The sequence below is a fragment of the Arthrobacter sp. R3-55 genome (assembly GCF_054161505.1).
Window position 1 is genome coordinate 2,325,559 of record NZ_CP096423.1, and the last position, 22,515, is coordinate 2,348,073.

Here is a 22,515-nt window from a genome sequence, read left to right on the forward strand (position 1 = left end):
TCGGTGGTTGGTGATGGTGACGCGGTCCAAGCAGCGGTGGCTGCCTGCCGTGGTGATCAGCGTGGTTGCAGCGCTGGCCGTGGCTTTTGGCTCCGTCCAGGCCGGGGCTGCCGCATCCCTGCCCAGCAAGACCGCTGACGAAATTCTGGCCATGATGGCATCCACCGAGGTGCGGGAGTTTTCCGGAACCGTGGAACAGTCGGCTGCTCTGGGCCTGCCGGTGTTGCCTGCGACCGGCCCCGCCCCGGGCGCCGTCTCTGCCATGGAGTTGTTGGCGGGAACACACACTGCCCGTGTCTTTGTTGATGGTCCGTCCAAGGCCCGTTTGCAGATCCTGGACCGCATGGCCGAACGCGACCTCGTCATTAATGGCCGCGACGCCTGGTTCTACAACTCGGCGGACAACAGCGCTGTCCATCTGAGGGCCCCTCTTCCCGCCGGACCCGGTGACCTGACGTCCAAGGACCTGCCCACGCCGGAAGCCATGGCAAGCCGCTTCCTGGCCGCCATAGATGACAGCACTGAGGTCTCCGTCGGTGATTCCACGTCAGTCGCCGGCCGCAGCGCATACCGTCTCAGCCTGAACCCCCGCAGCAATGCCACCTTGGTGGACTCCGTGACGATCGACGTCGATGCCGAAACCGGACTTCCTCTGGGAGTTCAAGTGCGGGCGAAAGGTCAGGACGACCCCGCGTATTCGTTGGCCTTCACGGATGTGGATTTGTCCACTCCCGACCCATCGCTGTTCGACTTCACTCCGCCACCGGGTTCGGCCGTGACGGAGAAGGAAGTCCCTGCCAAGCCTGCACCTGCCATGACTGCACCCGCCACCCCGCAGGACGTCCCGGAACCCAACCGGCCCCGCCCCACCATTTCCGGTGAGGGGTGGGATACGGTGATTGCCTATCCGGCGGGCTCTGCACCGTCAGGACTCTCAGCCAACCCGCAACTGTCCCAGGCCTTGGAACCTGTTTCCGGTGGCCGCGCGTTGACGACCTCGCTATTAAGCGTCCTGATTCTCGACGACGGCCGCGTCTATGCGGGCATGGTGCCCCTGGAACGGCTTCAGTCAGCCGCTGCCGCCCTGTGAACGAAGCCGCCCTTACTGACTTCGCTATTCAAACGCGTGGCCTGGTTAAGCGCTTCGGCCACCGCTCGGCCGTGGATGGTATCGATCTGGCGGTCCCGCACGGTTCCGTGTATGGCTTCCTTGGTCCCAACGGTTCGGGAAAGACCACCACCATCCGGTTACTGTTGGGACTGGCTTCGGCCAGCAGCGGCGACATCCGTGTGCTGGGCCAGGAGATGCCCAAGTCGCTTGCGTCCGTCCTGCCCGAGGTCGGCGCCCTCGTGGAGGGCCCCGGGTTCTATCCGTTCCTCTCGGGTATGGGCAACCTGATGCGCTTGGATACCGCTGACCGCCATGCTGCCTCGTCCACGCGGCGCCAACGGGTCCACGACGCCTTGGAAAGGGTTGGACTCGGGCACGCTGCAGGCAAGAAGGTCCGCGCCTATTCTCTGGGCATGAAGCAACGTCTTGGCCTTGCCAATGCCATGCTCAGGCCGCGGGAATTGCTGGTCCTGGATGAACCAACCAATGGACTGGACCCGCAGGGCACCCGTGAGGTGCGGGGCCTGGTACGTTCCCTGGCCGCGGGCGGGACCACAGTGTTCGTTTCCAGCCATCTGCTGGCGGAGGTGGAACAGATGTGCACGCACATTGGCGTGATGAGCGCGGGGCGTTTGGTGGCACAAGGCCCCTTGGAAGAGTTACGCTCCGCCGGGCAGGCCCATGTGGTGGTGCACACGCCCGACGTCGAACGTGCCGCCAGTGTCCTGGCGCGCCTCGGGTTGGTACCCGGCGAAGCTCCCGGCACCGGCAGCCGCTGGGGAACCACAGCCGTGTTGGGCACGGGCCTCAACGGCTTGGAACCCGAGGCGATCGTGGCCGCACTGGTAGCAGGCGGCGTCCGGGTCCGTGGTTTCGCTGTGGAGAATGCCAGCCTGGAAGACCGCTTTGTGTCCTTGACCGGAGAGGGGTTCGACGTTGTCGGCTGAACCGGGCGCACAGCACGCCACGGCCACAGTCTGTCCCGGAGCGGGTTGGGCATTGCTGGGTTCGGAACTGTCAGTGCTGTTCCGACGCCTCCGCACCTCGGCCATGCTGATCGCACTTGCCGCCGTTCCCGTCCTGATCGCCGTGGCCGTGAGGTTGTCATCGCGCCCCGCAACCCCCGGACGAGGACCGCTGTTTTTGGATCGCATCACCCAGAACGGCCTCTTCGTTGCCGTGACCGCTTTGGTGGTTTGTGTTCCGCTGTTCCTGCCGCTGACAGTTGGCGTAGTTGCCGGTGACACCATAGCCGGCGAAGCGAACGTTGGAACCCTGCGATATCTCCTGCTGGCTCCCGCGGGACGGATCCGCCTGCTGTTGGTGAAATATGCGGGGGCCGTCGCCTTCTGTTTCGCCGCCACGGCTGCCGTGGCAGTATCCGGCGCCTTGGCCGGCGTCGTACTTTTTCCTGTGGGGCCGGTGACGCTGTTGTCCGGTGACACCATCAGCGTGGGCGAGGCCGCCGTGAGATCACTGCTGATTGCTGCCTACATCACGGTTTCGCTCCTGGGGTTGTCGGCAATCGGCGTGCTGATTTCCACGTTCACGGACGTTCCTGTGGGAGCAATGGCCACCACAATCGTCCTTTCAGTCCTCTCGCAGGTACTTGACAACCTCCCCCAACTCGAATGGCTGCACCCTTGGCTCTTCAGCCACCATTGGCTGGGTTTCGCTGACCTGCTGCGGCAGCCCATCTCCTGGACATCATTTGGCGAAAACGCAATCCTCCAGGCCGGATACATCGTTGTGTGCGGCGCGCTGGCCTATGCCAAATTCTCCAGCAAGGACGTCTTGTCATAGCTTTGTCGTAGGCTTTTTCCATGGCCAGATTCTTTGACGTGCACCCTGAAGATCCACAACCACGCGCCATCGGCCAAGTGGTGAATATGCTCCAAGGCGGCGGCTTGATCGCCTACCCCACCGACTCCTGCTACGCACTAGGTGCCCAGATCGGCAACAGGGAAGCCTTGGACCGGATCAGGACCATCCGGCATTTGGATGACAAACACCACTTCACGCTGGTGTGCAAAGACTTCGCCCAGATGGGGCAGTTCGTGATGCTGGACAACGACATCTTCAGGAGCATCAAGGCGGTCACCCCCGGCAGCTACACATTCATCCTCCCCGCAACACGCGAAGTGCCCAAACGGCTCCTGCACCCCAAGAAGAAAACCGTGGGTGTCCGAATTCCCGATCACAAGGTGGTCCAGGCGCTCCTGGCTGAACTTGGTGAACCTTTGCTCTCCAGCACCCTGCTGCTGCCGGACGAGGAAGAGCCGCTGACACAGGGCTGGGAAATCAAGGAGCGCCTGGACAACCAGGTGGATGGCGTCATCGACGCGGGCGACACCGGCTCGGAGCCCACCACAGTGATCGACTTCTCCAGTGGAGTTGCCGAGGTGGTGCGGCGGGGCATGGGCGATACTTCGCGTTTCGAATAGCCACAGCCAGCCTCAGCGGAACTGGAAACGGCAGCCCGAGTTCAAAGCCACCTGCGCAACACCAGTCATTTCCAAGGAGATTGCCGACGGCTGTGGCAGCAAAGGCCGGGGCGGATACGCTACGAAAATAACCAGCTGGCGGTTGCCGTCGGCACTGCTGAGGGCAACGCTCCCGTAGCCTGGAATGTCTCCGGCATGGCCGTAGTAGGAGCCGTTCGTGCATCGGTCGTCCCAGTGGTCCAGGCCCAGGCCGTAGTCGGCGGGCACCGCGCCCTTCATGTCGATCAAGCTTGCAGGTTCCGCCAGTCGTCCCGTCAACAGGGCCTCATAGAAGGTGCTGATGTCCTCAATGCTGGAGACCAAACCGCCTGGTGCAACCCCGCTCGGGGCCGAAGGAAACGTCACATCCACCGTTTCCCCGGCCGCCTGGATGTAGCCGTGGACAAGATCATCCGGGGCGGTGGAGCCAGGAACCAGCAAGGAAGTGGACTCGAGATCCAGGGGCCCGAAGACATCACCCTGCAGGACAGCTTCAAGAGATGAACCCCGGAGCCGCTCCACCAGCCGGCCCAGCAAGGCATCGGCCTGTGCGGACGTCATGTCGGGAAGGGCTGCCGTGATCCCGAGGAGTTGGCGAATGGTTAGTGCGCTGCCCTCGGCAACTGAACCCGGCAGGTGCGTCAGGACAGTGTCGTCCAGAGTCAATGCTCCCTCTTCCACGAGCTTGGCGATGGACACTGCCAGCATGGTCCGGAGTTGTCCGCCCACGGCAAAGGTGTCACCGGGCTGGACCTCAGTGCGCCCATCACGGCTCCTCACTCCAGCCGCATGAGTCCACTCCTGCAGGCCAACCTTGGCGCTGATGAGCACCGCTGAGGCGCCTTCCTCGCGCTTTTCGCGGGAGAACAGTTCCAAGGTGGCCCGTAGCTCCTGGAAGGCCGGTGAAAGTGACGCAGTGTCCAGCGGTGCCGAACTTGATGCTTCGGTGCTTGTCGGCGCCACAGGAGGGGACGTCGTCGTTGGCGCCGTGGCCATCGGTGCAGACGTTGCTGTTGCCGGTGGCTTCACGGACGTAGCGGGCCGGGACGGCAGCGGGTCCGGCACTACAGTGCACCCGCCCAGGAGCGTCCCGCAGGCTACTGCGAGACCCACCAACCCCGTCCTGCATCGTTGTGGCACTCGGCCTCCCGGCTTACTCCTCCGGCTTGCGGGCCCGGCTTGGCTGAACACGCATGGGCTCACCCGGCATCTTGGGGAATTCCGGCGGGAAGGGCATCTCGCCCTGGCCGTTCTTGACGTCCCGCTCCCACCAGGCCAGCAGCACATCGATGTCGCCGGGGTGATCGTGCATGGATGCCCACGGGTCGCCGGCTTTTGCCAGCCGGTCCGGGACTGTGGTGATGGTGTACTTTGCGGGATCGGCGTTCTCCAGTTCGTCCCATTCCAGCGGGCACGAAACCTGGGCCGCAGGCACGGCGCGCGGGCTGTACGCGCCGGCGATGGTCCGGTCCCGGTTGGCCTGGTTGAAGTCCACGAAGATCCTGGTTCCGCGTTCTTCTTTCCACCACGCCGTGGTGACTTGGTCAGGCATGCGCCGCTCCAACTCACGTCCTGCCGCGATCACGGCGTGCCGTACATCGAGGAACTCGTGTTTGGGATGGATCGGAGCGTACACGTGCAGTCCCCGGTTGCCGGAGGTCTTGATGAAAGCCGTCAGCCCGGCCTCAGCAAGGACGGACCGGAGTTCCTGTGCTGCAGGAATTGCGTCGTCAAAGTCGGTGCCCGGCTGGGGATCGAGGTCTATCCTCAACTGGTCCGGGTTATCGGGATCATCCGCCCGGGAAGCCCACGGGTGGAACACCACAGTGTTCATCTGCGCTGCCCACACGGCTGCGGCAGGCTCATCAATCACCAACTGCGGATGGGACCGTGCGCTGGGATACGTCACCGGAACCGAGCGGACGTACTCCGGGGCGCCCTTGGGCGGATTCTTCGAGAAGAACATCTCCCCTTCGATACTTCCTGAATACCGTTGAAGACTGATGGGCCGGTTTCCGTTGGCGGCGACAAACGCTGCCCCGACGTCAATCAGATAGTTCGCCAGGTCCAACTTGGTCAGTCCTGCCTCCGGCCACATCACCCGGCTTGGACTGGAAATCCGGACTTCCCGGGGGCCGTCCGGACCGGGCACTGTAACGGTGGTTGCTTCGCTCGCCATGGGCACAAGCTACCCCGTTAATGGCTCGCGCGTCAGCACCCACGGTGTTTTTGGTGTGGTGGGCAATGATGGAGTCATGCCAAATACAGAAACATCCGTCGCGATCACGGTGGGCGAATCCGATATTTCCGCCCTGCACCTCCGGCCGGAGAACCCCTTTGCCACTTTGGTGGTGGCGCACGGGGCGGGCGCCGGAATGGAGCACCCCTTCCTGCAAGGTTTCGCCGAAGCGATGGCAGGTGAGGGCGTGGCTACCCTGCGCTTCAACTTTCCTTACCGGGAAGCGGGCCGGCGGTTTCCCGACCGCCCGCCTTTGGCGATCGCCACATGGCGCGCCGTGATGGAGACGGCGGGCGGGTTTGCCGACGCCGGGCCGCTCTGGGCTGCCGGGAAATCCTTCGGAGGACGCATGGCGTCCATGGCAGTGGCTGACGGCATGCCTGCCAGCGGGCTGGTGTACCTGGGCTATCCATTGCACGCGCCCGGAAAGCCGGAAAAACTGCGCGACGAACACCTCTACGGCATCACGGTACCCATGCTCTTCCTCCAAGGGACGCGGGATACGTTCGCAACCCCAAACCTTTTGGAGGAGGTCGTGGGCAGGATCGGCCCGACGGCGACGCTCCAGTGGAGCGAGGGAGGTGACCACTCGTTCGCAGTCAAGGGTGTGAAACGCCCGGCCGCCGAGACCGGGGCCTCGCTGGCGCCTGCGGTGGCTGCTTTCCTGCGCGCAAACTAACAAAGCCGGCGCAGGTATGGCCTTAGTCCCGTCACTACTTTGGCAGGGGCTCGTGGCGAAGGAAGGATCGTCGGAAACGACCGGTCCCGGCGGTGAGGGCACGAAGCTCGATGGCGTAGCGCAGAAGTTCCTGGTCCGGCACTTCAGCGCTGATTTCCGTTCCCTCCCCGTCTGCTGCGATGGTGCCGGTGACTCGTCCACGCCGTCCCGAAAGATCACTCATCACGGCACCCACATAATCATCCGGGACGCTGACAACAACTGAGGAGACAGGTTCCAACAGCTGGATTTTTGCGGCAGCGGCAGCTTCACGAAGTGCCAATGCTCCGGCCGCCTGGAAAGCAGCGTCGGAAGAATCCACGCTGTGGGTCTTGCCGCCCACCAGGGTGACTTTGATGTCAACCACCGGGAATCCGGCCGACACACCTTTGAGCATCTGGGAACGGACTCCCTTCTCCACGGAGGCAACAAACGTGGCCGGGATCGCTCCACCCACGATTCTGTCCGTGAACTCGAATCCCGCGCCTCGGGCCAAGGGCTCCACCTCGATGTCGCAGATGGCGAACTGCCCATGGCCTCCTGATTGTTTGACGTGCCGTCCGTGACCGGCAGCCCTCGTGGCGAATGTTTCCCTGAGCGGAGTCTTGACGTCCACGGTCTGCAGCTTGACACCTTGGCTGCGCAGCCTGTCCAAGACCACCTCGGAGTGGGCTTCGCCCATGCACCACAGGATGAGTTGGTGGGTGTCGGGGTTGCGCTCCAGGCGCAGCGTCGGATCAGCGGCGGCCACTTTACCAATGCTCTTGGCCAGCGCGTCTTCGTCGCTCCGGGAGGCGCCTTCGATGGCTATGGGCATTAACGGCTCAGGCATGTTCCACGTTTCGATCAGCAGCGGCGCATCCTTATCCGAGACGGTGTCGCCCGTCTCGGCACTTGCGAGCTTGCTGATGGCACAGATGTCCCCCGCAATACACTGCGGAACGGCTTTCAGGCTGGAGCCCACCGGCGCGTAGAGATGGGTGATGCGCTCATCGGCGTCGTGGTCCTCATGGCCCCTGTCAGCAAGCCCCCGGCCACCCACATGAATCGAAGAATCCTCCCGCAGGGTCCCGGAGAAAACCCGGACCAGGCAAACACGCCCCAGGAACGGGTCCACGGTGGTTCTCACCACCTCCGCGGCCAAGCGCCCGGCAGGATCACAGCCCAGCGGCTTCATGGACGTGCCATCCAGCGTCATCACGGCCGGGGTGAGGCGTTCAGCGGGTGCCGGCATCGCATCAATCAACAAGGACATCAGCTCCGGAAGGCCCACGCCGGTTTCTGCCGATGTGGGAATCACCGGGAAGAAGCTCCCCCTGGCTACGGCTTTTTCCAGGTCCTGGATCAGATCGGCCAAGGGCAGTTCCTCGCCCCCGAGGTAGCGGTCCATGAGTGTTTCGTCTTCGCTCTCGGCAATGATTCCTTCGATCAAGGGGCCCCTGGCCGACTCTACGGCCGCTTCCGCCACCCCGTCCTCATCACCCTGCCCTTGGAGGACGCCAAGGAGCGCCACATTGCCCGCCCCAGGAACATACAGCGGAAGCACCGACTCGCCGAAGGCGTCCCGGCAACGCGCGACGGCGGCAGTGAAGTCGGCGCGCGGGTGGTCCACTTTACTCAGCACTACCGCCCTGGGCATGCGGATCTTCGCGCATTCACCCCACAAGGCGACCGTGGCGCCGTCGATTCCTTCCACCGCGGAGACAACAAAAAGGGCCGCATCGGCGGCCCTCAAACCAGCCCGCAGTTCGCCGGTGAAATCGGTGTAGCCGGGGGTGTCGATCAGGTTGACCTTTACCTCGCCCAGCAACAGCGGGGCCACCGACATGCTCACGGACCGTTGCTGGTGGACCGCGGACGGATCTGAATCGCTGACCGTGGTGCCTTCGCTGATGGAGCCCATTCTGGTGATCGCCCCGGTTGCGGCGAGCAATGCTTCCACCAGCATCGTCTTGCCGGCTCCGGAATGCCCCACCAGGGCAACATTGCGGACTCGGGCCGGGTCACTGGCTGCCAAGGCGGCACCGGAGTCGCCCCGGCGGGCATCGGGCGTGCCGGCTCCGGTTCCTTTGGGTGCCTCTCGCGTGCCCTTTGCGGACATGGCCACCTCCTGGTGTTGTATCCCGGCAGGGTGTCCGAACACGCCGGGTTCGAACCTTAAACAGGATTGGACACCCTGGAGTGACTGCAGGGCAAGGGCTCGCGGCGACCAATACCTACGGGCCTGCCTACGGGCCGTCGTCGGCCCCTGGCCCGGGTTTGGACTCCAAACTAAACTGCGAGCAATCCCCACAACAACCAGGCAGAGGCTGCCGCGCATCCGGCAATCACCGCAGTGAACCCGGTCAGCCACACGAAGGCCGGCACGCCCGTGGTGCGGCCCAGTATGAAGGCGTCTGAGGCTGCAAGCCGGTCCCGGCGGCGGGTGTGCACACCGGCGAGCTTGAGGAGGTCGCGGATGCCTCCCACCGAGAGGGCAATGCCAAGGGCCAGGACTGCATAGTTCACTGTTGCCGGCGTGGCGAAAAGGACCAGGAGCTGGGCGATTGCAGCGCTCACCACAGCCACGAGAATCCCGGTGATGTTCCTCAGGAAAATAAGCGAGACCAACAGGATTAAGGCACCGACGGACATTGCCGCTCCGGAACGGCCCGCTGCAAACGCGGCAATCAGCCCGAAGCCGACCACGGCGGGCGCCGGATAACCCCAAAACCCGGACCAGGCGGCACCGAAAGCACTACGGCCGCTGCTGACAAGGCGCCCTGAATGGTCCAGCCCGATCCGGAGCCCGTGCACAAATCGTCCGGTCATCAGCGCCGCATAGGCGTGGCCAAGTTCATGGACGAAGGTGACGTACAGGCCGAACCAACGCCACGTGAGGCGCGGAATACTTAGGACGACCGCGCACGCCAGGATTCCCAGCAAAGCTGGAAGGGGCACCATGGTGGTGTGGGTGTCGGTAAAGCCGCGGACCACCGCGTCCCACCAGGTCTGAAAGAGGGTCATTGAGTCTTCCGGATCCCTTGCGACGTGAACTTCACGACACTGTTGACTGAAGACGGGAATGCAACCCGGCGATGAGGATTTCAAGGCCGAAGTCGAAAGCTGCTTCGCCTCGCTCCTCAGCCGGACCGGCGTGTGCCAGGGCATGGGTGAGGGCCGGGTATCCCTGCGCAGGTGGAGCCCAGACGACCTCCGGCGCCGCCAGGTCCAAGGCGAACCCCAAGGCGAAGCTGTCAATAGTGGAAATCGCTGACATCACGTCCCGGCCTTGGAATCCGGCAACTCCGAGGGCAACCGCCAGGTTCTCGTAGAGGGCCATGACCTTGTCATCCTGCACAGTCTGGAGCACCAGCAACGGCGCCAGTTTCGGATGACGGGCGAAGGCATCGCGATAACTGCGGACTATGGCGCGAAGCGAGGCCTCCCAGTCGTGTTCATCGGTCAGGACGTAAGGACTCTCTGCGATGATGCGTCCGCGCATCAGCTCCAGGATCTCTTCCCGGCCGCTCACATGGTTGTAGATGGAGGACTGGCTGACGCCTATCCGCTTGGCCAGTTTGGGCAGACTGAAGTCCCCCGCCTCGTCCACCAGCTCAAGGGCGGCGGTGACGAGTGCATCGATGGATATCAGCGGGACCAGCGGGCGTGCCATTCAGGGATCTCTCTTTCGCGTTGTTGTTACGACTCTAGCCAGAACTTTGCTGCCAGGTATTGTGCTCGGGATCACAAGGACCTACGCTAAACGAAAGCCTTTCGCTTAATGAATGGCACTCCCACAACATTTCCTTCCCCCAAAACCCAGAGGATCCCCATGTCTGACCTCGAAACCCGACCTCCGGCAGCCGATGCCGGAAACGGGCTCAAACGGAATGCGATCGGCACCGGCGGCATCGCCTTCCTGGTGATCTCCGCAGCAGCACCACTGACAGTAATGGCCGGCGTAGCCCCTGTGGCTATAGGCATCGGGGGCATCGGCGCCCCTATGGGCTACGTCATTGCCGGTGCCGTCCTCCTGGTCTTCGCCATCTCCTTCATGGCCATGACAAAGCACGTCAAAGCCGCGGGCGGTTTCTATACCTACATCAGCCTGGCCATGGGCCGGACCGTGGGCCTGGCAGCTGCCATCCTGGCCATCGTGTCCTATAACTGCCTGCAAATCGGCGTTTACGGCTTGTTCGCCGTCCAGACCCAGGCCATGCTCCGTACGCTCTTTGGCCTGGACGTGCCATGGCCGGTTGTAGCCCTGGTGGCCATCGCAGCCGTATGGCTCCTGGGATACCGCGGCATTGACGTCGGCGCGAAAGTCCTTGGAGTCCTCCTCATCGCGGAAACAGCCATCCTGGGCATTATGGGCGCAGCGATCCTCCTCCGGGGCGGAGCAGATGGCATCAGTTTCGCCTCCTTCGCACCCGAACACGCCTTCACCCCGGGCGTCCTGGCTATTCTGGCCATCTGTTTCGCAGCTTTCATGGGCTTCGAGTCCACGGTGCTGTATCGGCGGGAGGCCCGCAACCCGGACAAGTCCGTCCCCCGCGCCACCTACATCGCCGTGGGTTTCATGTCCGTGTTCTACGCCTTCATCGTCTGGACTGTCATTCAGGCCTTCGGCAACGGGAACGTTGTTGCCGCGGCCGGTGAATTGGCCGACGGAATGTTCTTCGCCACCATCAGCCAGTACGTCGGCCCCTGGGCAGAGATCTTGATGTACGTCCTGATCGTCACCAGCGTCTATGCCTCACAACTGGCTTTCCACAACGCCATCAACCGCTACGTCTACATGCTCGCCAAGGACGGGGTCCTCCCGGCATTCCTCGGCAGGACCCACCACAAATACAAGTCCCCCCACCGTGCCGGGCAAATCCAAACCATTCTGGCCGCCGTCGTTATCCTCATCTGCGCAATTGCCGGTGCCGACCCGTACAGGCAGCTCCTGATCTGGGTGAACACCCCGGGAATCGTCGGGATCGTTGCCCTGCAGGGTGTGGTGTCCGTGGCCGCATTCATCTACCTGCGTCGCAATCCCGCCGCAGTGACGCATCGGGTCCTTCTCCCGGTCAGCATTGCCTCAGCCATCCTGCTGTTCGGAGTGGTGGCCTTGATTGCCATCAACATCGAACTCCTCACCTTCGCCGATCCCCTCACCAACACCATCCTCCTTCTTGTACCACCGGTGGTTTTCATTGCAGGGCTGCTCATTGCCCGCCGCCTGCGCACCACCCGACCTGACGTCTTTGCACGGATTGGAAGCTTCGAAAAACATGACTCCTGACCTCATAGTCCTGGCCGGTACCATCCACACCATGGACGGCCATGGCAGCGACTCCCACCAGGCAGTAGCCGTTCGGAACGGCCTGATTACCGCAGTCGGAAGCCGGGCTGAAGCCCAGGACTGGGCCCATGGCGACGCTCTCGTGATGGATCTGGGCAGCGCCACGCTGACCCCGGGCCTGGTGGACTGCCATATGCATCCGGTGTTCGGACTTGACCTGACCACAGGCGTTGACCTGTCCAGCGCTGCCACGCTGGATGAGGTCCGCGCCCTGCTTCAGCAGGAATCACGGAACGACGACGGCTGGTTGCGTGGTTGGGGACTGAATCCCAACGCGTTTGGCGACGTCCCGCTGGACCGCACTGTCCTTGACGGCGTCAGCGGCGATAAGCCCGCAGTCATCCGGTTGTTCGACGGTCATTCGGCTCTGGCAAACAGCAGGGCCCTGGAAATTGCAGGTATCCGCGGCAAGCACGAGTTTGACCAGGCCTCGGAAGTGGTGTGCGATGCCGACGGCGTTCCCACCGGCCTCCTCCTCGAAGCAGCCGCCATGGAACTGATCCAACGGCACATCCCGTTGGAACCTTTTGCCGAGCGCAAAGCCAGGCTCGCCGCACTCCTGCAGGACTTCGCCCGATCAGGACTGACCGGCGGACACATCATGGATCACAGCGAGGAATCGGCCCGCCTTATGCAGGCCCTGGAGAAGGACGGCGGCCTGCCGCTGCGCCTGCGCAGTGCCCCGTGGTGCATGCCGGGCACCAATGAGTCCGACTGGAAGGAACTTGCCCGCGCCGTGGGAACCGGGGGCCGGCGGTGGTCCGTCGAGGCCATCAAGCTGTTCGTGGATGGAACAGTGGATAACGGAACCGCGTGGCTTCATGAACCAGACACCTACGGCGAATCAACTGCGCCGTTCTGGCCCCGGCCCGAGGAATACTCAGCCGCAGTCCGTTACTTCGCCGCACGCGGCATCCCTACGGCCACGCACGCGATCGGGGATGCGGGAGTGGAACATGTGTTGAACGCACTGGAATCCTTGCACGGTACTGTGCCGGCGGATGTCCTTCGCCGCACTGTCCACCGCATTGAACACATCGAGACGGTTCCGGACACGCTCGTGGCACGGTTTCGGAGTGCGGGCGTGGTGGCCAGCATGCAGCCCACGCACTGCACCCACTACTCAGCGGCGGACCACAGCGACAACTGGTCCACCCGTCTTGGCACCGAGCGTGCACACCGCGCATGGCGCTGCAGGGACCTTCGCGACGCCGGTGTGACGTTGGGCATCGGCTCGGACTGGCCCATTGCCCCATTTGAGCCGCTTCCCATCATTGCCGACGCTCAATTGCGACGGCGATCCGGCCATCCGGAGCAAGAGCCAATCGCTCCGGCCCAGGGACTCACCGCCCTCCAGGCACTGGAGGGCTACACCTCGCATGCCGCAAAGGCTGCCGGGCTGTGGGACGTGTCGGGTTCCATCACGGTGGGCAAAAGGGCAGACTTCACCGCGTTCGAACTGGATCCACTGACCACCGACCCCGACGAGTTAGCTGCCAGTACTGTCCTGGGAACGTTCGTTGACGGTGAGGTCCAATTCATGCTGGAGCGACTCTCCTAGCGGGAAGGCCCAGAGGTCATCTTGTTCTTGGTCCTGGCAGTTGGCGGGGCCGTCCACGGGTCTTCGGGCCAGGGGTGCTTGGGGTATCGCCCACGCATCTCGGCCCGGACCTGGGAGTAGGGACCGGACCAAAATGAGGCGAGATCATCGGTAACGGCCAAGGGCCTTCCGGCTGGCGACAACAGGTGGAACAGCACCGGGACCCGGCCATCGACGAGCCGCGGCGTGCTGTCCCAGCCGAAGCATTCCTGGAGTTTGACCGCCACCACCGGCCTGCCGGCGTCGTGCTTTTCCGCCCCGCCGTCCGTAACCTCGGGATAGTCGATCCGGACACGCGAACCGCTGGGAACCTCCAGGCGCTCGGGAACCAGGATGTCCAGGCGGGTGGCCTCCGGCCAGGGCAGGAGCCTCCGTAAGGGATCCGCGAGGTTGATCGACATGACCGAACCCCCGCCTGCCAGCTGTTCCAGCTCCGGGGCCAGCCAGTCCTCCAGCCGGGCCAGAAGTTTAGCTTCCCTGACGTCCGGCCACGGTGCACCCAGTTCGTGGTGCAGCAGTGCCAGCCGCCGTCTTAGAGCATCAGCCGCGGATGACCAGCCGATCATGCCCAACCCGGTTTTAGCCAAGGCCTCCCCCACCGCCCGGCGACCGGCTTCGGCGCTGGGGCGGATCGGCGTGGAGGACAAGACAATAGCCCCTAACCGGCGTTCAAGCCGTGCGGTCACTTTCCCGTGGTCAAACTTCGCCGACACGGCTTCAAGCTTCAGACCCGGTGCTGCCGCTTCTGCCAGCTCCTGGGTCAAGGGGGCTGCCAAGCGGATGACAGCGCCGGTTCCTGCGGCGTCACGGCCCTGGGCGCGGGAGACTTCGGCCACTGCCAGCCACTGGTGCCCAGTCAGCGGACTTCCCGCTGGCAGCCCGGCCCGGGTCCCGGAGGACAATAAGTAGGTGGTGGATCCATCGCCGGGAACGCGCCGGGCCACGCGATCCGGGAAAGCCAGCGCCACCACAAAGCCAGGCGCTTCGCGGGCTGAGACTTCCGCGCGAAGCCCGGAAGGCACGACGACGGCCGCTTCCTGCCGTGCCATCGACTCCATCCGCTTGGCCTCTTCGCCGAAACGGCGGGCAGCCGGGTCCGAACCCGACCTCAATGAGCTAAGGAGTGTAGTCAGGTCCGCGCCAGGGGTGCGTTGGTCTCCAGCTACAAGGGCCACCGTTTCTGCAGCTGCCCGTGAGCCCACCACAGCCGAGCCGTCCAGCAAGGCGCGGGCAAGGCGCGGATCGGCAGGAATCCGGGCCAGGGTCCTGCCGAGCATCGTCACCGTCCCGTCGGCCGCAATGGCGCCTAGCTCGCGGAGGACCTCCACGGCATCTGACATGGCGCTGGCAGGCGGGGCATCGGGCAGCCGCAAGCCTGTTCCTCCCGGTGCGCCCCAGCAGGCGAGGACCAACGCGGCTCCGGTGAGGTCGGCTACGGAGATTTCCGGAGTTTGATGTGCCGGTGAAGCTGCGAAATCCTGGGCGTCGTAGCAGCGCACCACTGTGCCTGGTCCTTGCCGGGCAGCTCGGCCGGCGCGTTGATCCGCCGATGCCCGCGAGCAGGAGACGGTCACCAGGCCGGACATGCCACGCCCCGAGTCCCTGCGTGGTTCCCTGGACAGTCCGGAATCAACCACCAGCCGCACACCTGGAACAGTCAGGGATGACTCAGCCAGGGACGTCGAGACAATGATCCGCGGTGGACCACCCGGGTCCCTGCCGGATACCGCCCGGTCCTGGGCGTCCGCGCCGATTCGGCCGTGCAGCTCCAGGACCTCCACGTTCCCGGGAACGTGGAGGCGTAGGCGGGCGGCGACGTCGGACACTTCGCGGGCACCCGGCAGGAAAACCAGCGCATCCACCTCAGGGTTGGCTGCCAAGGCAGAAGCATGTGCGGTTGCAGCCGTTTGGGCCACATGATCCAGGAAGGCGCGCGCCACTCCCCGATCGTTAAGACGGCGCTCCCGGGCCGGAGCCCACCGAACTTCCAGCGGGTAAAGCGCGGAGGCGCAGTCGACCACGGGAGCCGGCCCGTCGTCGTCGGGCGCTGGCCCGTTCTGCTCCAGTAAAGCTGCAAAACGCGCTGCATCAAGGGTTGCCGACATCGCGATCAGCGTGAGGTCGCCACGAAGCTCCCTGACCTCGGCAAGCATGCCCACCAGCAGATCGGTATCGAGTCCGCGCTCGTGAACCTCATCCAGGACCACGGCGTGGACGCCCTCAAGTCCGGCGTCCGATAGGAGGCGTCGGAGAAGGATCCCCGGCGTCACGAACTCGACCACCGTGTCCTGGCTGGTTTTGCTTTCCCCGCGGACGGTGTAACCCACCCTGCCGCCCAAGCGGCTGCCGTCCAGCGTGGCCAAGCGGCGTGCCGCAGATCGCGCCGCAACACGCCGGGGCTGGGTAACCACTATGCGTGGCCGGGTCTTCCGGGGACCAGGCAGGTGCGTGTCAGCACCGATGTGCCGCTCTGACAGCAAATTCGCCACCAGCGGGGGCACGAGGGTGGTCTTTCCTGTGCCGGGCGGGGCCTGCACCACTGCCACGCCGCCGCCGCCCTGCCGTTCAAGAGCCGCCGTCAGGTCCGCGAGCGAATCGGCAAAGACCAGGCCCTTGCCGATGGTGTCCAGTCTGAATGTCACCAGTCCATTGTCCCTGTTGGATGGGACAGGAAAGGCCACGCCTTAGTGACACGGGCGTGGCCTTTCCGTCGTATTGCGGGGTCAGGTGGCGCCTTTTCCTAGCCGATGGTGGAAGCGTCGATGACGAAGCGGTAGCGGACGTCGGAGGCGAGTACGCGCTCGTACGCCTCGTTGATCTTGCTGGCCGGGATGACCTCGATCTCTGCGCCAAGGCCGTGTTCGGCGCAGAAGTTCAACATTTCCTGGGTTTCACGGATGCCGCCGATGGCTGAGCCCGCGAAGCGGCGGCGGCCCGTGATCAGCGAGAACACGTTCACCGGCAGCGGTTCGGCCGGGGCACCGACATTGACCAGGCTGCCGTCTAGCGTCAGCAACTGGAGGTATGCGCTGATGTCGATCGACGCACTGACCGTGTTGATGATGAGATCGAAACTGCCGCCGAGCTCTTCGAACGTGGCGGGATCGCTGGTGGCGTAATAGTGGTCCGCGCCCAGCTTGAGACCGTCCTCCATCTTCTTCAGCGACTGCGAAAGAACAGTCACCTCAGCGCCCATGGCGTGGGCGATCTTGACGGCCATGTGGCCAAGTCCGCCAAGCCCGACGACGGCAACCTTCTTGCCGGGGCCGGCACCCCAGTGGTGCAGGGGCGAGTAGGTGGTGATGCCTGCGCACAGCAGAGGAGCAGCAACGTCAAGTTCCAGCCCTTCGGGAATGGTGACGACGAAGTCCTCGTTCACCACCACATGGCTTGAGTAACCGCCCTGGGTGATGGTGCCGTCACGATCAACAGCACCGTAGGTGCCCACGTTTCCCTTGAGGCAGTACTGTTCTTCGCCTGCAAGGCAGTTCCTGCACTCCTTGCAGGAGTTCACCATGCAGCCGACGCCGACGCGGTCGCCCACTTTGTGCTTGGTGACCTCCGAGCCAACCTCGGTAACGATGCCGGCAATTTCATGGCCCGGGGCCAGGGGGTACTGCTGGGGGCCCCAGTCACCGCGAACGGTATGGATGTCAGAGTGGCAGATGCCGGCGAACTTGATGTCGATGTTGACGTCGTTCGGACCGACCTCACGGCGTTCGATGGTGGTCAGGGTCAGGTCGCCTGTGGCCGAGGGGGCAGCGTAAGCGTTAGCGGTAGGCATGTTTCTCCTGCGTCGTGAACGTTATTGGATATTTCCATCTAACCCTGTTTCCGTTGACGCAAGGAGTTACTGCTGTAAGGGGTAATGACAGGGACTCCCTTAGCGGGGCAAAGGTCCTACCGTTGAAGCATGGACAACCGGACCGAGACGCGCGATTTCCTTTCCACCCGGAGGGCGAAGATCACCCCCGAGCAGGCGGGATTGGCCGCGTACGGCGGCAACCGTCGCGTCCCGGGGCTCAGGCGCGGCGAGGTGGCCATGCTGGCGGGAGTGAGTGTTGAGTATTACACACGGCTGGAACGCGGGAACCTGTCCGGCGTCTCGGAGAGTGTGCTGGAATCGCTGGCCAACGCGCTGCAGCTTGACGATGCCGAACGTGCACACCTGTACGATCTCGCCCGCGCTGCGAGCGACGGCGGCAAGTCCCGGCGTCGGCCTGTCCGGAAGCAGTCAATCCGGCCCGGCGTACAACTGACCCTGGACGCGATCACAGGCTCACCGGCTTTTATTCGCAACGGCAGGCTCGACCTCCTTGCCACCAATGCCTTGGGCCGGGCGCTGTACTCGGATATCTACGACAGTCCTGCCGGACCGCCCAACCACGCCCGTTTCCTCTTCCTCGATCCTCGCAGCCACGATTTCTACGCCGACTGGGAGCGGGCCGCCAACGACACCGTTGCCATTATGCGGACCGAGGCCGGACGCGACCCCTATGACCGGGGCCTTAGCGACCTCGTGGGTGAGTTGTCCACCCGAAGTGAAGAATTCCGGGTCCGCTGGGCCTCCCACAACGTCCGCCAGCACTACACCGGGAAGAAACACTTCCGGCACAGGGTAGTGGGCGACCTGCACTTGTTGTATGAAGCCCTTGAACTGTCCGCCGATGCGGGCTTGACCTTGACGGTCTATAACGCCGAACCCGGCACGGGCACGGCCGACGCTCTTCAATTGCTCGCCAGCTGGGCCGCGACCCCCTACGTGTCCGGTGAAACCGAGCCCCTAGGTCGTCCCCGGTAGTACGCGGTGACGCAGCAGGGTCACGACGGAGAACTAAACAAAAAGGGCGGGGTGGATTGAGGGCGCGGCCGTACAGATCCGTCGGCACCGGCGCAGACGCACCTGCCTCGTGCCGGGATCTCGGCCGGCTCTGTCCGCCAGCCCCCCGGTTTTTCGCTCCAAGGCGGAGCGTTCGGCACGCACTTGCCTCCACGAGACGACCCCTGCGGGCCAAGAGCTGATTTCGTACCGTTGGAACCAGGTATGAGGCTTTCAGCGCACCGTTTGCCAAGGTCTCGTGCAAAACAACGATTCGGTGCCCATCCGTTTCCGAAAAAGGGATCCCCCGGTTCTAGCCGGAGGATCCCTCTTTGGCAGGTGATGAGGGAGTGCCCCTAGCGGCCGCCTCCTCCTATGACCCCTGCTTCAACAGCCTTGGCAACAGCATCAGCTTCAGCCTGGGTGAGTTTTCCGTCAGTGACGGCCTTATCCAGTCTGGTCTTCAGCGCGGCCGACCGCTCCGCCGTGGCATCGGCGCGAATTTCCTCCAAAGCCGCAGTGACCTTGGCCTCGTCCACGCCCAACGCTTCGGCGAGCGACGAAGCCAGGGCTGCGTCCTGTTCCGTACGGTCCGGCTTGGTTCCTTCGGCTCCTTCGGCGGGCGGCGTGCTGGGTTTGTTCGCCTCGCGGAACGCTTTCAAAGCCTCAGTGACTTTGGCCTCCTCAACGCCCAGTTTGTCGGCCAACCGGGCGGCGATCTGACCCCCGTCCCGTCCATGGCCGTGCCCTCCGGGCTTTCCGCCGCGGTCTGAAGGCGTGGTGGCATCTGCGGAGGACGTAGCGCTCGGCGACGGTGTGGTGGCCGCCGTCGCGATGCTGGTTACTCCCAGTCCTGCGCCCAGCGCCAGTGCTCCGGCTGCCACACCCAGGGTGATTCTCTTGAACTTCGACATATGCCTCTCCTCAATGAGCCGTTGCTACGGCTGGTGTCTGAGGAACGGTCCGTGAAAGACCGCCCTTCCAACACCATGCGAGACCCACCACAGCCCGGGCTGTTGCGAACCTGTCATTCGGCTGTGAAAGCGAACCGGACCCTGTGAGGGACGTCCTCAGCGGGCGTCATCAGCGGACAGAACCTCAGGAATGTGGTCCAACGCCTCAAGCAGCCTCTTGACCGATCCTCCCAAATTCCAGTCGGTGGCCAGTTGCTCAAGTTCAGCGCGTGCGTCGCCGGTAACGGGGCGCAGTTTGGCACCCGCTTCCTCCAGTGTGGGCACCTCCAGGTCGCGCACGACATTGACGACGGCGGGGGCTACCTTGAGGTAGTCGGCCGCCGCGGACAGTTTGGCCCGGATGCCGGCCGACAACCCGCCGTCGGGAGCGTCCGCCGCCTCAAGCAGTCCTTCCAGTGATCCGTGGGCGCCGAGCAATGACGCCGCCGTTTTCTCTCCAATGCCGGCGACGCCTGGGAGTCCATCCGAAGCATCGCCCCGGAGCGTGGCGAAGTCTGCATATTGCTGAGGCAGGACGCGGTACTTGCCCACCACTACGACGTCGGTGAGTACCTCCAGATTCTTCATGCCGCGGGCCGTATATATGACGCGGACGCCGCGGTCGTCGTCGACGAGCTGGAAAAGATCGCGGTCACCGGTCACCACGTCCGTTGGGAAGCTCGCTTGGCTCGCATAGGTTCCGATGACGTCATCGGCCTCATGCTCGTCAACGCCCACCACAGCAATACCGGCAAGGTCCAATACGCGCCGGATCATGGGAATTTGAGCTTCAAGAGGGTCCGGGACAACCTCAACGTCCGGGCCATTCGGTACAGTCTCCGCAACCCTGTGGGACTTATAGCCGGGGATCAGGTCCACGCGCCATTGCGGGCGCCAATCGTTGTCCCAGCACGCCACCAGATGTGTGGCTTCGTAGTCGGTAGTGAGGCGGGCGATCATGTCCATCAATCCCCGCACCGCATTCACAGGTGTTCCGTCGGATCGGCGAATGGAATCGGGAACACCGTAGAAGGCTCGGAAGTACAGCGAGGCGGTGTCCAGCAGCATCAATCGGGGCATACCTGATCCTGACATGCCGTAGCCCGATCTGCGGGAAACTACACAGCATTTCCGGCTCGGAAGGCGTCAGGGACTTGAACACGAGTGTGAGCCGGATTACGATGATCTGAGCGATAATAGAACAGTGTGTTCTATTATCGAACACCCCCAGTGCAGTAACCCACAAAGAAGTGAGGAAAGCCCGTGCAGTTCCACCACCACGGTTACGTATCCGGCGACCCACGGGTCGAGCCCGCGGCCGGCGTCGGAATCAATCGCCCAGCAGAACTTCCGGACGAAGTTGATGTCCTCATTGTGGGTACCGGCCCTGCCGGCATGCTGACGGCCGCCCAGCTGTCCCAGTTCCCGGACGTCACCACACGCATAGTTGAGCGTCGCCCGGGTCGTCTGGCTATCGGTCAGGCTGACGGCATCCAGGCGCGCAGCGTGGAGACTTTCCAGGCGTTCGGATTTGCCGAGCGGATCATCGCGGAGGCCTACCGCATCACGGAGATGGCTTTCTGGAAGCCGGACCCCGCAGACCATTCACGTATTGTCCGGGCGGCCCGGGCAGTGGATGACCCCGCCGGCATCAGCGAATTCCCGCACCTGATCGTGAACCAAGCACGCGTGCTGGACTATTTTGCGGAGTTCATGGCCAACTCCCCCACTCGCATGACCCCTGACTATGGCTACGAATTCCAAGGCCTCAACGTCACCGGCGAGGGCGATTACCCGGTGACCGTCACCCTGCTCCACACCTCAGGACCCAACGAAGGCCAGGAGCGGATCATTCGAGCCAAGTACGTCGTGGGGGCCGACGGTGCGCGCAGCAAGGTTCGTGAGTCCATCGGCTGCCACTTGGCCGGCGATCAGGCCAACCACGCCTGGGGTGTCATGGACGTTCTCGCCGTCACCGACTTCCCGGACATCCGCACAAAATGCGCCATTCAGTCCGGCGCAGGTGGCAGCATCCTCTTGATCCCGCGCGAGGGCGGTCACCTGTTCCGCATGTACGTGGACCTGGGCGAAGTCAACCCCAATGACAAAGGCGCCGTGCGGAAAACCACCATCGAGCAGATCATTCAAAAGGCCAACGACATTCTTCACCCCTACACCCTGGACGTACGCAACGTCGCATGGCACAGCGTCTATGAAGTAGGCCATCGGCTCACGGACAGGTTCGACGACGTTCTGCCGGAGGACCGCGGTACCCGCACCCCCAGGGTGTTCATCACCGGCGACGCCTGCCACACTCACTCCGCGAAGGCCGGCCAAGGGATGAACGTTTCCATGCAGGACGGCTTCAACATCGGCTGGAAGCTTGGCCACGTCCTCGAAGGCCGCAGCCCCGAAAGCCTGCTGGATACCTACTCGGCTGAGCGGCAAGTGGTGGCCAAGAACCTCATAGACTTCGACAAGCAGTGGTCCACGCTGATGGCCAAGAAACCTGAAGAGTTCGAGGACCCGGCAGAACTGGAAACCTTCTACACCAGTACCGCCGAATTCCCTGCCGGCTTCATGACCCAGTACGCACCTTCCATGCTGGTAGCGGAGGCACAGCACCAGGAGCTCGCTGCCGGCTTCCCCGTGGGCAAGCGTTTCAAGTCGGCCCCCGTCCTGCGGGTCTGCGACACCAATCCCATGCATCTGGGCCATCATGCGAAAGCGGACGGGCGCTGGCGTATCTACGTGTTCGCCGATTCCGCGCAGGCGGGCGCTCCGGGACCTGTCGCGGACTTTGCCGAGTGGATCGCGAACTCGCCGGACTCGCCGTTGGCGGCAACGCCGTCGAACTTTGACCGCGACGCCTGGTTCGACGTCAAGGTGATCTACCAGCAAGACCACACCAACGTGGACATCAACGCTGTACCTTCGGCCTTCAAGCCCACTGTCGGGCCGTTCAAACTGACCTACCTCGAGAAAGTCTTCGGCGCAGACCCCAACGCGGATATCTTCGAGATGCGCGGGCTGAGCCGCGAAGGTGTGGTTGTGGTGGTCAGGCCGGACCAATACGTCGCCAACGTCCTGCCCCTGACCGCGACGGCGGAACTCGGCGCCTTCTTTGCCCCGCTGCTGGCTTCCCGCCCGGGAGCCGGGCTGCTCCGGGCATAGGGACCAGGCGGACCAGGGGTTGCAGGGGTTAGGTCATTCTGACCTAACCACCCTGTCAAAACCTGGTGACGAGGAAGACAATGAGG

General features: G+C 63.7%; 18 protein-coding genes. 9 read left to right on the forward strand and 9 right to left on the reverse strand.

Going from position 1 to position 22,515, the window contains the following annotated elements; genetic code table 11:
• Positions 1-13: 13 nt before the first annotated feature.
• Genes M1D51_RS10855 through M1D51_RS10870 form a run of 4 tightly spaced genes read left to right on the forward strand, consistent with a single transcriptional unit; the run spans position 14 to position 3,555 of the window.
• A complete protein-coding gene (locus M1D51_RS10855) occupies positions 14-1,090 on the forward strand; it encodes a LolA family protein (RefSeq protein WP_458109579.1) in 1,077 nt (358 codons plus the stop codon).
• Positions 1,087-2,058: an ABC transporter ATP-binding protein gene (locus tag M1D51_RS10860; protein WP_458109470.1), complete on the forward strand. Its 972-nt coding sequence runs from the start codon at positions 1,087-1,089 to the stop codon at positions 2,056-2,058. Before M1D51_RS10855 ends, M1D51_RS10860 begins: the two co-directional genes overlap by 4 nt.
• A complete protein-coding gene (locus M1D51_RS10865; protein ID WP_458109471.1) occupies positions 2,048-2,914 on the forward strand; it encodes an ABC transporter permease in 867 nt (288 codons plus the stop codon). The genes M1D51_RS10860 and M1D51_RS10865 overlap by 11 nt, the downstream gene beginning before the upstream one ends.
• A 20-nt stretch (positions 2,915-2,934) precedes the next feature.
• A complete protein-coding gene (locus tag M1D51_RS10870) occupies positions 2,935-3,555 on the forward strand; it encodes an L-threonylcarbamoyladenylate synthase (RefSeq protein ID WP_026540583.1) in 621 nt (206 codons plus the stop codon).
• A 12-nt stretch (positions 3,556-3,567) separates the two neighbouring features.
• Here M1D51_RS10870 and M1D51_RS10875 read toward each other — a convergent pair whose 3' ends face one another.
• The gene (locus M1D51_RS10875; RefSeq protein WP_458109472.1) at positions 3,568-4,707 is read right to left on the reverse strand and encodes a serine hydrolase; all 1,140 of its coding nucleotides are present in this window, start codon (positions 4,705-4,707) and stop codon (positions 3,568-3,570) included.
• A 40-nt stretch (positions 4,708-4,747) separates the two neighbouring features.
• Positions 4,748-5,773: a non-homologous end-joining DNA ligase gene (gene ligD, locus M1D51_RS10880; RefSeq protein ID WP_458109473.1), complete on the reverse strand. Its 1,026-nt coding sequence runs from the start codon at positions 5,771-5,773 to the stop codon at positions 4,748-4,750.
• Between the two features lie 76 nt (positions 5,774-5,849).
• Between ligD and M1D51_RS10885 the strand changes: the two genes are divergently transcribed.
• A complete protein-coding gene (locus M1D51_RS10885; protein WP_458109474.1) occupies positions 5,850-6,512 on the forward strand; it encodes an alpha/beta hydrolase family protein in 663 nt (220 codons plus the stop codon).
• A 34-nt stretch (positions 6,513-6,546) separates the two neighbouring features.
• Here M1D51_RS10885 and M1D51_RS10890 read toward each other — a convergent pair whose 3' ends face one another.
• The 3 genes from M1D51_RS10890 to M1D51_RS10900 all read right to left on the reverse strand — a co-directional run bounded on the left by M1D51_RS10890 (position 6,547) and on the right by M1D51_RS10900 (position 10,206).
• Positions 6,547-8,652: an elongation factor G-like protein EF-G2 gene (locus M1D51_RS10890; RefSeq protein ID WP_458109475.1), complete on the reverse strand. Its 2,106-nt coding sequence runs from the start codon at positions 8,650-8,652 to the stop codon at positions 6,547-6,549.
• 170 nt (positions 8,653-8,822) lie between these two features.
• Positions 8,823-9,557, reverse strand: a complete 735-nt coding sequence (locus M1D51_RS10895) for a M50 family metallopeptidase (RefSeq protein ID WP_172326241.1) — start codon at positions 9,555-9,557, stop codon at positions 8,823-8,825.
• 31 nt (positions 9,558-9,588) lie between these two features.
• Complete coding sequence (locus M1D51_RS10900) at positions 9,589-10,206, reverse strand: TetR/AcrR family transcriptional regulator C-terminal domain-containing protein (protein WP_458109476.1); 618 nt, start codon at positions 10,204-10,206, stop codon at positions 9,589-9,591.
• A 159-nt stretch (positions 10,207-10,365) separates the two neighbouring features.
• Here M1D51_RS10900 and M1D51_RS10905 point away from each other — a divergent pair, with 159 nt between their 5' ends.
• Positions 10,366-11,823, forward strand: a complete 1,458-nt coding sequence (locus tag M1D51_RS10905; RefSeq protein ID WP_458109477.1) for an APC family permease — start codon at positions 10,366-10,368, stop codon at positions 11,821-11,823.
• Positions 11,813-13,444: an amidohydrolase gene (locus tag M1D51_RS10910; protein WP_458109478.1), complete on the forward strand. Its 1,632-nt coding sequence runs from the start codon at positions 11,813-11,815 to the stop codon at positions 13,442-13,444. Before M1D51_RS10905 ends, M1D51_RS10910 begins: the two co-directional genes overlap by 11 nt.
• Here the strand turns inward: M1D51_RS10910 and hrpB are convergent.
• The gene (hrpB, locus tag M1D51_RS10915; protein ID WP_458109479.1) at positions 13,441-16,125 is read right to left on the reverse strand and encodes an ATP-dependent helicase HrpB; all 2,685 of its coding nucleotides are present in this window, start codon (positions 16,123-16,125) and stop codon (positions 13,441-13,443) included. The genes M1D51_RS10910 and hrpB overlap by 4 nt on opposite strands.
• A gap of 98 nt (positions 16,126-16,223) precedes the next feature.
• Positions 16,224-17,267: an NAD(P)-dependent alcohol dehydrogenase gene (locus tag M1D51_RS10920; RefSeq protein ID WP_172324260.1), complete on the reverse strand. Its 1,044-nt coding sequence runs from the start codon at positions 17,265-17,267 to the stop codon at positions 16,224-16,226.
• A 129-nt stretch (positions 17,268-17,396) separates the two neighbouring features.
• Between M1D51_RS10920 and M1D51_RS10925 the strand changes: the two genes are divergently transcribed.
• Entirely contained in the window at positions 17,397-18,284 is an 888-nt protein-coding gene (locus tag M1D51_RS10925; protein ID WP_458109480.1) for a helix-turn-helix transcriptional regulator, read from the forward strand.
• Between the two features lie 374 nt (positions 18,285-18,658).
• On the opposite strand, the gene M1D51_RS10930 is transcribed toward M1D51_RS10925, so the two are convergent.
• On the reverse strand, positions 18,659-19,216 hold the full coding sequence (locus M1D51_RS10930; RefSeq protein WP_458109481.1) for a Clp protease N-terminal domain-containing protein: 558 nt from the start codon (positions 19,214-19,216) through the stop codon (positions 18,659-18,661).
• Between the two features lie 156 nt (positions 19,217-19,372).
• Complete coding sequence (locus M1D51_RS10935; RefSeq protein ID WP_458109482.1) at positions 19,373-20,350, reverse strand: 5'-3' exonuclease; 978 nt, start codon at positions 20,348-20,350, stop codon at positions 19,373-19,375.
• Between the two features lie 168 nt (positions 20,351-20,518).
• Here M1D51_RS10935 and M1D51_RS10940 point away from each other — a divergent pair, with 168 nt between their 5' ends.
• On the forward strand, positions 20,519-22,429 hold the full coding sequence (locus M1D51_RS10940; protein WP_458109483.1) for an FAD-binding monooxygenase: 1,911 nt from the start codon (positions 20,519-20,521) through the stop codon (positions 22,427-22,429).
• The last annotated feature ends 86 nt before the right edge of the window (positions 22,430-22,515 follow it).